The sequence below is a fragment of the Cohnella phaseoli genome (assembly GCF_003386235.1).
GTDB lineage: Bacteria > Bacillota > Bacilli > Paenibacillales > Paenibacillaceae > Cohnella > Cohnella phaseoli.
In genome coordinates this window covers 16,627-28,239 of sequence record NZ_QRDZ01000045.1, presented here as the reverse complement: position 1 = coordinate 28,239, position 11,613 = coordinate 16,627, and the positions used below count along the sequence as shown (strand labels likewise).

7 protein-coding genes and 1 pseudogene are annotated in these 11,613 nt (G+C 55.9%); 1 reads left to right on the top strand and 7 read right to left on the bottom strand.

The window, feature by feature from the left end; genetic code table 11:
* Positions 1–53: 53 nt before the first annotated feature.
* Entirely contained in the window at positions 54–695 is a 642-nt protein-coding gene (locus DFP98_RS35145) for a TetR/AcrR family transcriptional regulator (RefSeq protein ID WP_116065308.1), read from the top strand.
* An 88-nt stretch (positions 696–783) separates the two neighbouring features.
* Here DFP98_RS35145 and DFP98_RS35140 read toward each other — a convergent pair whose 3' ends face one another.
* The 7 genes and pseudogenes from DFP98_RS35140 to DFP98_RS35110 form a co-directional block, all read right to left on the bottom strand.
* Complete coding sequence (locus DFP98_RS35140) at positions 784–2,583, bottom strand: ABC transporter ATP-binding protein (RefSeq protein WP_246017044.1); 1,800 nt, start codon at positions 2,581–2,583, stop codon at positions 784–786.
* The gene (locus DFP98_RS35135) at positions 2,573–4,321 is read right to left on the bottom strand and encodes an ABC transporter ATP-binding protein (protein ID WP_116065306.1); all 1,749 of its coding nucleotides are present in this window, start codon (positions 4,319–4,321) and stop codon (positions 2,573–2,575) included. Before DFP98_RS35135 ends, DFP98_RS35140 begins: the two co-directional genes overlap by 11 nt.
* A gap of 138 nt (positions 4,322–4,459) precedes the next feature.
* Complete coding sequence (locus tag DFP98_RS35130) at positions 4,460–7,573, bottom strand: hybrid sensor histidine kinase/response regulator (RefSeq protein WP_246017042.1); 3,114 nt, start codon at positions 7,571–7,573, stop codon at positions 4,460–4,462.
* A gap of 187 nt (positions 7,574–7,760) precedes the next feature.
* Positions 7,761–8,036: pseudogene (locus DFP98_RS35125) on the bottom strand (transposase); the annotation flags it as partial.
* A 464-nt stretch (positions 8,037–8,500) separates the two neighbouring features.
* Entirely contained in the window at positions 8,501–10,465 is a 1,965-nt protein-coding gene (locus DFP98_RS35120; RefSeq protein WP_116065305.1) for an AraC family transcriptional regulator, read from the bottom strand.
* A 14-nt stretch (positions 10,466–10,479) separates the two neighbouring features.
* Positions 10,480–11,022 carry a methylated-DNA--[protein]-cysteine S-methyltransferase gene (locus tag DFP98_RS35115; RefSeq protein ID WP_116065304.1) on the bottom strand — a complete coding sequence of 181 codons (543 nt, stop codon included), beginning with the start codon at positions 11,020–11,022 and terminating at the stop codon, positions 10,480–10,482.
* On the bottom strand, positions 11,009–11,590 hold the full coding sequence (locus tag DFP98_RS35110; protein WP_116065303.1) for a bifunctional transcriptional activator/DNA repair enzyme AdaA: 582 nt from the start codon (positions 11,588–11,590) through the stop codon (positions 11,009–11,011). Before DFP98_RS35110 ends, DFP98_RS35115 begins: the two co-directional genes overlap by 14 nt.
* Positions 11,591–11,613 lie beyond the last annotated feature (23 nt).

Sequence of the window (11,613 nt, the reverse complement as noted above, 5' to 3'; positions counted from 1 at the left end):
TATAAGAGCCCAACATGACCTAACAAAATACATCGCGGGAGGAGGAAAACGATATGCCGAAAACAGCAAACGACAGTAAACGGAAGGGTGAGGAACAAGAAACGGCGGGATCGCGGAGGCGCGGAGACGTTCTGGAGAAGGCCATCCTGTCAGCCGCATGGGAGGAATTGGGGGAGACCGGCTATTCCCGACTGACGATGGAAGCTGTCGCTGTCCGGGCGAAAACAAATAAGACCGCCGTCTACAGACGGTGGCCGAACAAGGCGAAGTTAATCGTCGCCGCGCTTATGAAGCACTTACCCAAGCCTTCCCTCGACACTCCCGATACGGGAAATCTGCGAGATGACGTGCTCACCCTGCTAGGAAGAATCATCAAGCCGCTGCAGATGATTGGCGCCGAGACGATTCATGGCCTGATGGTCGAATTCCACGGGGACGAGCTTCATTCCAAGCTGACGCTGCCCCCGAGATCGGAGGACCCGCTCGCCGTAGCCATGTCGAGCATCTTGAGCAACGCTCAGCGGCGAGGCGAGGTGAAGCTCGAAGAGCTGCCGGAACGCGTCATCAGCCTTCCCGTTGACCTGGTGCGATTCGAGCTGCTCACGACCCATACCCCGCTGACCGATGAGGCCGTTATCGAGATCGTAGACGCGATCTTCCTGCCTCTTGTGCGGAAGCTCGACAAACAAGGATGAACTGTTGCGACGGTACATCCTTGTTTGGTTTATCAACTAATTTTCTGCGTATAATCCCTCCCCAATTGCTTAAAGCGAGATTTCGGTTCTAGCCGAGCTCTCTCCCCTTCCGTTCGCCCGCAGCGCTGCCTTGGGAATGGCGAACCAACTCCTCATAGTAACCGCGAAGCTCAAGCAGCCGGGCGTGCGTGCCTTCCTCGACGATGCGGCCGCCGCGCATGACGATGATCCGGTCCGCGTGCATAATCGTCGACAGCCGATGAGCAATGACGATCGTCGTGCGATGCTCCGAGACGACACGAAGCGCGTTCTGGACAAGCTGCTCGGTGTGGGAATCCAGGTTGGCGGTCGCTTCGTCCAAAATCAGAATTTTCGGCTGGAACACGATAATTCTTGCGAAGGAGATAAGCTGGCGCTCTCCCGCGGACAGCCCGCTCCCCCGCTCCGACAGACGGGTATCGTAGCCGTCTTTCAATTTGCCGATCAATTCGTCTGCGCCGACAAGCCGACAGGCGCGCGCAACCTCTTCCCGCGAGATCGATTCATCGAACATCCTCACGTTGTCGACGATGCTGCCGGAGTACAAATACGGCTCCTGCTGCACCAACCCGATCAATCTGTTCAACCGCTCCTGATCAATGGCCCGCACATCCGTCCCGTCCAGTGTAATGCTGCCCTGACGAACGTCGTAGAAACGGCACAGCAGACCGATCAGCGTGCTCTTCCCGGCCCCTGTGGCGCCGACGACGCCGATCATCTCGCCCGGCTCGATGCGCAAGCTGAGATCGTGAATAACCGGCTGCCCTTCCTTGTAGTAGAACTGCACGCGATTGAATTCAATCCGTCCTTGAACCGCTTGCGACTCCATATCGACGGGCTTGGCCGCATCCCTCACTTCCGGCTCCGTAGAGAAAATGCTCCAAATGCGGTTCGCCGACACGGTCGCCGACTGCAGGGTGTTCCATTGCTGCGTAATCGTGCTGATCGGCTGAAAGAACAGACGAATATAAGTAATGAACGCATACATAACCCCGAACTCGATATTGCCGTGAAACACCGCGTTCCCGCCCAGCCAAGTCACGAAAGCGACGGCCAAGCCTCCGAGAATATCGAAGGAGCGGTTAAACAGAACGTTGGTGCTCACTTCCTTAAGGTTGGCTCCGAAATAAGCGCGATTGCGATCGGAAAATCGACTCTTCTGTTCCTTCTCCTGATGAAACGCCTGAATAAGGCTCATTCCGGCCAGGTTTTCCGCAGCAAAGGCAATGAGCCGGGACAAAGCCGTTCTCGTGTTCTGATACGTCTTTCTCATATGCCGGCGGAAGCCGATCGCAATCAGAAAAAGCAGCGGAATCAGAATCAGGCAGTACAGCGTCAGCTCCGCGTCGAGATGGAACATGACGGCGACAATGAAGATCAGTGTCATTCCGTCGCGCATCAAGCTCAATAAAACTTGGGAGAAAAATTGGTTGAGAGATTCGGTGTCGCTGGATACGTGAGTAATCAGACTGCCGCTAGGCGTACGGTCGAAATACGATATCGACAATCGGGTAATATGACGGAACAGGTCCTTGCGAATGCGGGCGATAATGCTCTGGGAAGCGTATTGCAGCACATTGTTCATCAAGTAGCTGAACACGAACCCGAGCACCGACAACAGCAAATACACCCCGCAGATGATCAGCAGCATCCGGTAATCGTTCTTGCCGGCCATAATGTTGTCGTCAATGGCGACTTTCACCAAATACGGCTGAAGCAAATCGGCCGCAACCGCGAGCAGTGCCAGGAGAAAAACAAGCGCGAATTGCCGGCGGTGAGGCTTGCCGTAAGCCAGCAGCGAACGCAAGGCCGTCCTCTTGCCGACCTGAGAGCGGGCGTTATTCGGCATCGCGGTTTCCCTCCTCCTGAATGGCATGCAGCAAGGCGTATAGCCCCGGCTGGTCGAGAAGCTGAGCGTGGGTCCCCCGCTGTACAATCCGCCCCTCGTCCAGCACGACGATCTCGTCGGCGTGCTTAAGCGCGCTGATTCGATGCGCGATCACGATTGTCGTCAATCCTTGGCGCACGGACGAGATCGTCTCGACGATGCGCTGCTCCGTTACGGCGTCTACCGCGCTGACGCTGTCGTCCAGAATCATAATCGGCGCGTGCTTGATCAGGCCTCGAGCCAGACTCGTGCGCTGGCGCTGGCCTCCTGAGAGCGTAATGCCCCGTTCTCCCAGCTTGGTCTCAAATCGATCGGGGAACTCGACGATATTGCCGTAGATTTGCGCCTGCTTGGCGGCCTCCTCCACCTGGTTCATCGCCGAATCTCTTCGATAGAAAGCGATGTTGTCGCGAATCGTCGTGCTGAACAGGAAGCCCTCCTGCGGGACGTAAGCGATCTGACTGCGCAAGCTTTCCAGCGTCAAATCCCGAATGTCGACGCCGCCGATCGCAATCGCGCCCTCCGGCGGATCGTACATCCGCAGCAGCAGCTTTACCAGCGTCGTCTTGCCGCTACCGGTCTTCCCTACAATGCCGACGGTCGTGCCGGGCTTGATATCCAAGCTCAGATCGTGCAGCGCCTCGGGCTCGGAATCGGGGTAAGAAAAAGTCAGATGGCGGATGCGGATACCGGCCCGGCTAAGATCGCGCGCCTGAGCCTGCTCCGCCTCCTGAATTTCCCCTTCCTTGGATAGCAGCTCATTGATTCTGTCTAGCGAAGCCCGCGAACGCTGCATCGTATTAATCACTCCGCCGATCTGCTGCAGAGGGTTGACCATCATACGAATGTAAAGGGTAAGCGCGACGAAGTTGCCTAACGAGAGGCGGCCATGGATCGTCAGATAGCCTCCGAAAACGATAGCGACTATGAGCGACAGGGTGCCGAGAAACGGAATAAGCGCCTGAAACAGCGAGGACACGCGGACCAGCTTAAGCTGCTTGTCGTGAACCCGGTCGGCTTCGGCGCCGAAGCGTTCGCTCATAATGCGTTCGACCGCGAACTTTTTGGTCACCCGTATGCCGCCGAACTGCTCCTCCGCGGACTCCGTCATTTTCCCCAGTGCCTCCTGCACGGACAGAGAACGGGAGCGAATAACCGGACCGAAGACGACGACAATCCAGGGAATGGCAAGCAGCGGCAGCACGCTGACCGCAATCAAATATAGCGGAATGTCGCTAAGCAGCATCATCGATACCGTCGAGACGATCAGAATGCTGGAGTTCGTCGACTGGTTGATGCCTCTGGCAAGCGCCTCGCGAACCGCCGTCACATCGTTCATCACGTAGCTAAGCAGCTTGCCTACGCCGTTCCGGGAGTAGAAATGCTCGCCCAGCGTCATAAAATGATCGAACAGCCGCCCGCGCGTAAAAAACTCGAACATCCGTCCGAGTCTCATCACGATGTATTGTCCGAGTCCGGCGAGAACGCCGAAGGCAAGGGCTACCCCAAGCAGCAGCAAGCCGTAATCGATAATATGCGATTCGGACAGCCCGTTCTGCTTCAACTGGTCGGCAAAGTTGCCGATAATGCGCGGATAGAACGACTGAATAATATTGCCGGCGGTCATAAATGCAATCGCAAGCAGATAATACGGCCATTTTCCTTGTATATATTCAACGAGCACGCGTTGCGACTTCAAACGGCATCACTTCCCCGGGAATTCCTTCATCGCCCATTGTAGACGTTTTCTTAAAGGCGAACAAGGAAGGGACAATAGACGAAAATGCCGTTATTCCGAGAAAACCCCGTCTCTGTTAAGAAGAAACGCTTCATGGCGTTACTCACGCGGGCTGACCGGCAAATTGGCGGAAACGTTCTTGTCGACGATAAACGAGATGGAGGTTCCCCGGCCCGGCAAGCTTCTGATCCGAAGCCCTTTGCCGTACATACGCTTAAGCCGCCGATCCGTATTGATCAAGCCGATTCCCGCCTCCAAATCCGCGCCTGCCTCCCCCTTGCGCATGAGCGGATTTTCGTCCATGCCGACTCCGTCGTCCTTGACCTCAATTTCGGCATAGGTCGCGAAATCGGACACCCGGATCTCAATCACGCCCCCTTCTGACCGTTTCATAACGCCGTGACGGATCGCATTTTCGACCAGCGGTTGAATCGTCAGCAGCGGAATGCGCAAGTCCTTGCATTCGTCTAGCTGCCACGACACGGTCAGACGTTGCTCGTACCGCTCTTGCTCGATCTGAAGATAGGACCGGACGAGGCTCAGCTCCTCTTCGATCGGAACGGGTCCGTCGATATTATGAAGCTTGAACTTGTCCCGCAAATGGTTGCCGAAAGCTTCGAGCATTTTGCGCATGCGATCCAAATCGATCTCGCTCAGCGCACGGATCGCCGTCAGCGTGTTGAATAGAAAATGGGGCTGTATTTGCGCATGAAGCCATGCGGACTCCATTCGCAGACGTTCGCGGAAAGACTTCTTCACATCGGTCAGCGCCTTGACCCGCGAACGCAGCTCCAAAGCTTCCACAGGCTTCGTCACGTATTCGTTGGCCCCCGCCTGGAAACCGAAAGAAATATCCTCGGGCTGACTTCTGGCGGTAAGCAGCAATATCGGCAGCTCGGAGATCGAATAACGGGTGCGAATCGCGCGCGTCAGCTCATAGCCGGACATTCGGGGCAGCATGACGTCCGACACGATCAGATCCCATTCTTTCTCGTCTAAAATGTCCAGCGCTCGGTTGGCGCTCGTAACCGACGTCATATCGTAGCTCTCGAACGTAAGAATCGATTCGAGCACTTTCAGGTTAACCGGGTCGTCGTCGATCAGCAATATTCTGGGCCGATCCGCGGAAGACAGCCGATCCTCCTCCGACTTAGCCGCAACGTCCCCGAAATCTGCCGACAAAGAAGCCGCGGATTCCGCCCGAGCGATCGCCGCCGAGGCGGCGGACTTCCGTTCCTCCTCGCCGCTGCGCGAATCGGCCAATCTCAGCGAGAAAGTGAACTCCGAGCCCTGACCCGGAATCGAGTCGACCTGCAGCGATTCCCCGTGAAGGCTTATCAGCTGCTTGCAAATACTTAGCCCGAGTCCGAATCCTCCTTCAATCCTCGAGCTGTCTTCGCCGATTTGTTCGTACGGCTCGAAAATACGCTTCATCGCCTCTTCGTCCATTCCGATCCCCGTATCAGAAACCGATACGAGCACTTTTCCTCTGTCGACCCGCGCGCGAATGGCCACTTCGCCTTCGTACGTGAACTTGACGGCATTGTGAAGCAAGTTAAAGACGATCTGAACGACTCGGTTCTCGTCGGCGTATACTCGGGGAAAATCGTCCGGAATGTCGTTCACCAGCTTGACCGACGTGCCCTCTCGCATCGATTGCAGCATATCCAGCACGCCGGTTGCGACGGAGTGAATGGAAAAGCTGCTGTACTGAAGCCGAGGGGCGTTCTCCTGAAGGCTCATCGCATATAACAAGTCATTCAGAATGAGGGACATTCTGCGCCCGACGGACAGAACGACTTCCAGTTCCTTGACGCTTCTTTCCTGCAGCAGGTACCGCTCTCTCTCCAACACCCCTTGAGAAATATTCAATATGCCATGCAGCGGATTGCGCAGCTCATGGGAGGTATTGGCGAGAAACTGATCCTTCTTCTTGTCCGCATCCTGCAGCTTGGCGGCAAGGCCTTTCATCTCCGCATGGGCTTGAAAATAGCTTTTGAACCAGACGGATGCGTAAAAAGCGGTGGAGAGGATCAAATCGAAAGGGTAGTACATAACTTTGATGCCTGTGAGGATGTCAATGCTCCACCAGAGGGAGTTGTTCGCAAACGCGATCAGAGCGAACAGCAGGGGGACATTGCCCGCGACATCTTTCACGGAAGTTCGAACCATGGAAATGATCGTAACGACAACGGATACAGCGACTACCGCTCCGTACAAGGGCTGTATCTTCAAAATATATGTTGCGGGCAAGAACAGCGCGAACAAAGCAGCCCCGCCGCACAGCAAGGAAAACCACGGGGAGATTCTGCGCCAGAATGCGGGCAGCTGCTGCGACACGCACTGCAGCAGCGAATAGGCGACGCCGGCCATGGACAGATGGACAAACTTAAAACCCCAATCGTAATCGACCGGCAAATACTGATGCAGCACCTTCTCGTTGCTGCCGAACGCGTCCATCGTCATTACGCTGAAGGTAAGCAGCGAAAAGAAAAGCAGCTTCCGCTCCCGGGTTCCGATCAAGTAGAGAATAAGCGCATATCCGGCATGAATCAGAAACACGACGGCGGCCAGCCCTTGCAGCGATACGGACAGCTGGGCCTCGCGCGCGATTGCCCCTTCCGTTCCGAGCTTGACGGACCGAATGATGCCGCTTGGCCGAATGTCTTTGTAATTGGCAACCCGCATGATCAGCTCGATCGACCCGGAACGATCCGCAGTGAATGAAGCGACATAGGGCAAGTTTCTTGCCGTATAGGTTTGCTGACTGTCCGACGGCACCCCGGAGCCGGCCAGCTTGCGGCCGTTGACATACAAAGTCGACGAGCTGCGTACGCTCGGTACGCGAACGCTGAAGGTCGTATCCGTTCCCGGATCGACCCGGATCATTAGCCGATAGGAGCCGTAGCCGAACGGCTGGCCGTCCGGACTTCCGTCTCCGGGCAAATAAGCATTCCAGCCCCCCGGCACCGTAATCTTCTGCGCGTCCGGCCGCGAGCTCTCTCCCCCCGTCAGCCATTGTCCGGGATAAAACTCCCATTGACCGTCCAGCGCGACCATTCCCCGCTCCCAATCCCAGCCGCGTAAATCAAGCAATCCGTCCGCCGCGCGCGGTTGGTCCGTCTGATCGAAATACGAAATCCACGCCATTCGCGCGCCAATAAGCGCCAACGCGAACAGAACGGCCGCTATCGCGATTTTGCGTTGTGACATACGCTTCAATATCATGGCCAAGGTCAACGAGCTCCCTTATGTCTATATCCTTTTTACTATAAGACTCCCATCTGAAATATTTCTAAAAATGCGGGCAGCCTTGGCCTCGGGTCGTGCAGCAAAGTGACGGTAGAGCGGCAGTAGTTCCTCAAACGTCGAAACCCTTGGACTGACGCTGACAATTCACTTCGACCAGAAATTTCAGGACAGCGGTGAAGACAGCCTCGAACACGTCTTTCACGCGCTTGGAGCGGAAGCGGCTGAGGGGGCGAAAATCCGGACGTTGTCTGCCGGCAATCCACATGAACATGACGTTCACACGGACGGCTCTGGCGATCTGTCGCGAAGAGTAATTCCGCTGTGTGTAGGCGTAGAGGATGACTTCGGGGAGCATTTGGGGATGGTAACTATCTTGACCGCCACCGGGGTAAGCGGCAGCAAAGATGCCTTCGTCCAGACGATGACTGCTTTTTTGCGTTTTTCGTTGTCTCGATGAAAAGAGGGGGGATGTATCTCCTTGAGGAGCGGAGCGTTTGCCTTTGGAATCGTGAAATCTCCTTGTTACGACGCTTTAGTGACATAGAATCCCTGATCTTGGTTGGTTTATACGATTTTCCCTACAAACGTTCGTCGTTTGAGTCTGAGTCGAGTTGCTTTGTGCAGTTTTTCCTACAAACGTCCGCCGTTTAAGCCTGGTTCGAGCTGCGTTGTACGAATTTCCGACTAACTTCCCTGCGTAAGCTCATGTGTGCAAATAGATCCGTCGTAAAAGTTTAATATCCAATAAATTGTAAACGTTGTGGGTCATGATTAGACCGGAAGAAGATATCTCCCCAGAAACATTAATCGAGATAAAGAATGGCTGCTCATAAGTCACTTATGAGCAGCCCCCTGTTTTCTATCGTGTGAAAATAGGCAAATATGAGCCTACTTGCCGGCAGTTTCGACGAGCCAATTGGCCAAATTCTCGATCTGCCCGTAGACGGCGATCGGATCGCGGTACCAGGATTCGTTTTCCGTCCACAGGAAAACGCGGTTGTCGCGAATCGGCGGGAGCTTGCCCCAGATCGGATCGGCTTGAAGCTGCTCCAGCGGCGATGCCGTCGTCAAAATCAGATAGTCTCCCATATAATCGGTTAGCTTCTCTAACGAAAACTCGTAATACGATTCCGCAAGCATGTGCGCGGGAATGTCCGCCGGCGGCTTTGTCTCGAACATCTCGTACATGATCCGCCCGCCGCGCCCGGATTTGGGTCCGAACAGAAATACCGTTCCGTCGTACTCCTGCATGATCGACACCGTTTCCCCCGGCTTAAGCGCGGATTGAACCTGATCTCGCAAGTCCTTGATCCGCTTTTCGAAATCCGCTATCCAGCGCTCGGCTTCTTCCTGCTTGTCCAGTAGCTCCCCGAAGTAGCGCATTTCCTCTTGTATGGACGCAAAAGCGTTATAGGGCACGGATATCGTCGGAGCGATCCGCTTATACTGATCGATCGCATCCTGATTCGGATTGTGCGTGATGATGAGATCCGGCTCGAGGGAAAGCAGCTTTTCCAGCGAATCTCCCACATCCACCACTCCGTCCAGCATGCCTTTAATGTAGGGGCTCGACATCAGAAACGTCTCGGCAGCGATCGGTTTCACATCCAACGCCAGCACCGTGCCGAGATACGAGATCGAGGCCACCCGCTGCGGATGCCGGGGCACCTCCACGTCTCCGAATGCAGTCGACACGATCCGCGTCGCCGGTTCCGTCTCGGCGCTTCCCGAGGCGGACGCCGTCGGACTGGCCGCGCTTCCTGCGGGCTCCGGACTTGTCCCGTTCGTCGCGCTCCCGGACGCCTGTCCTCCTCCGGAACCGTCCGTCCCCGCGCCGCAGGCGGTTAAAATCATCGTCAAGCAAAGCAGTACAATGGCCGAAAATTTCCTCGTGTGATTAGTCATATTAAACGCTCCGTTCTGAAGTGATTGAGAATGAATATCATTACCATTCACATCATACCCGGAGAAAAGCGGCATAACAACGGATGAATTTGTCCAATTCATTGCACTATTCGAAACAATTGCGCGCGAGTATTCCTTACGATACTGCCCCGGCGTGAGGCCGGCCGTTTTTTTGAACATGCGGTTAAAATACATCAGATCGGCATAGCCGACATGGGCGGCGACCTCCTGCAACGTCGATCCGGTCGCATGCAGCAGCTCCTTCGCCCGGTCCATCCGCAATCCGATTACGTAGTCCATCGGACTGCGTCCCGTCTGCTCCTTGAATTTCCGCGAAATATACTGTGGGCTGTAGTTCAACTGCCGCGCCAACTGCTCCAGCGAAATCGACTGCCGGTAATGGCGGGCTAGATGACGGATTACCTGCTCGGCCAACGAAGGCGCATCGGAGCCGAGCACCCGCTGGCGCATAATCGCATGGACGAAACGGATAAAATCGCCCCTAACCCGCAATCGCGACAGCCCGTCGTTCTCTTCCGTCCATCCGTCGAGCATCGAATGAACGAGCTCCAGCAGCTCCAAAGGCTCCTGCGGTACGACGCTCCACATTTGTTTGAACGGATCGGACGTTTGCAGCATCATATGAAATTCCCGCAGCGCGGAAGCCGGCAAGGCGGTTTTATACAAGATCAGATAGACGTCGAGAGCTCCGTCGGTTTTCACCGTTATTCGCCGTCCTTTGCCGACGTGCAGCAGACGGAAGCGCTCGGTTAACCATACGTCGTCGTCCGCCCACAGCTCCCCCCGGCCCTGCGCCGCTAACAGAAAAGCGCTGGACGGCAACGTGTAGCGGTATAGCTCTTCTCCGCGTCCGATCCGTTTTAACCGGACGTCGATAACTCGGACCATCACTTGGTTCCAGAGCTGTATTTGTTCGCGTATATTCATCGAGACCCCGGCATTCAGAAGCGAAAACGGTCATGCCCGACCGCCGCCATATCGGTGACGCCCTCCAAAGCCAAAATATCGCGCTTCATCTGCAAGCCGCCTCTAAATCCCGTCAACGTGCCGTTAGAGCCGACGACCCGGTGGCAGGGAAGCACGATCGGCAGCGGATTGCGTCCGATCGCCGTGCCGACCGCCCGCACTGCCGAAGCTTTGCCCAACTCGTCCGCGAACTGCTTGTAGGTCAACGTCCTGCCGTAAGGAATCCGGCTTAACCCGGTCCACACGCTCGTCTGGAAAGCCGTTCCCCGCACATCGAGCGGAATGCCAGCGAAGCTGACGGACTCCCCCGCAAAATAGCGCTCCAGTCGCTCGATGATTCCGAATTGCTCGAACAGGCCGCGCGCTTCGGGAAGCTGCGCGTACTCCTCCGTAAAGCCGGCCTGCGCGGCGATTTCCGGCGGATAGATCAACTCGCTGAGTCCCTGCTCCGTCGCCACCAGCGTCCATGGTTGGCCAAAGCCGACAATCGTCTGTCTGTATCTTTTATTTTCGGTCATAGGTTGCTCCTCCTCTGTGTCCGTTACGGTATTCCGTTGGCGAAACGCCCGTTCTCTTGCAAAACCACGCCGTAAAATGCGGGGGGCTGGCATATCCGACCGCTCCGCCGATATCCGCTATGGAGTCGCCGGACTCCAGCAGCAGCTTCTGCGCTCGCGCCAGCCGTACTCGCTCCGTTTTCTCCTGGGGAGAGTAGCCTCTCACCTGCTTGTACACCCGCTGTAGATGATAGGGGCTGATCGCAAGCGAATCGGCAAGCAACTGCAAAGTCAGCTTCTCGCGGTAGCGCTTCTCGATAATCGCATCCGTCTGCTCGGCCAACACCGCATCCGGCCGAAGCGGTCCGTTCTCCTCGGGCTTGCAACGTTTGCAGGGACGGTATCCGGCCCGAACGGCCTCTTCGAGAGTGGCGTAAAACGTCACGTTGCCGGCTAGCGGCGTTTTGGCCCGGCAGGTCGGACGGCATACGATTTTCGTCGTTTTGACGGCGGTATAGTAAATCCCTTCGTAGGTCGTCTCCCGATTCACGACGGCTTCGTACACGCGATCGAATAATTGTCGTTCCATCCTATCGCCTCGCTTTCCTCCCT

Excerpts from the sequence above, each read along its gene's own strand:
- DFP98_RS35145 (WP_116065308.1), top strand. The coding sequence starts at position 54 with ATGCCGAAAACAGCAAACGACAGTAAACGGAAGGGTGAGGAACAAGAA.
- DFP98_RS35140 (WP_246017044.1), bottom strand. The coding sequence starts at position 2,583 with ATGCCGAATAACGCCCGCTCTCAGGTCGGCAAGAGGACGGCCTTGCGT.
- DFP98_RS35120 (WP_116065305.1), bottom strand. The coding sequence starts at position 10,465 with ATGAATATACGCGAACAAATACAGCTCTGGAACCAAGTGATGGTCCGA.
- DFP98_RS35110 (WP_116065303.1), bottom strand. The coding sequence starts at position 11,590 with ATGGAACGACAATTATTCGATCGCGTGTACGAAGCCGTCGTGAATCGG.
- DFP98_RS35130 (WP_246017042.1), bottom strand. The coding sequence starts at position 7,573 with ATGTCACAACGCAAAATCGCGATAGCGGCCGTTCTGTTCGCGTTGGCG.
- DFP98_RS35115 (WP_116065304.1), bottom strand. The coding sequence starts at position 11,022 with ATGACCGAAAATAAAAGATACAGACAGACGATTGTCGGCTTTGGCCAA.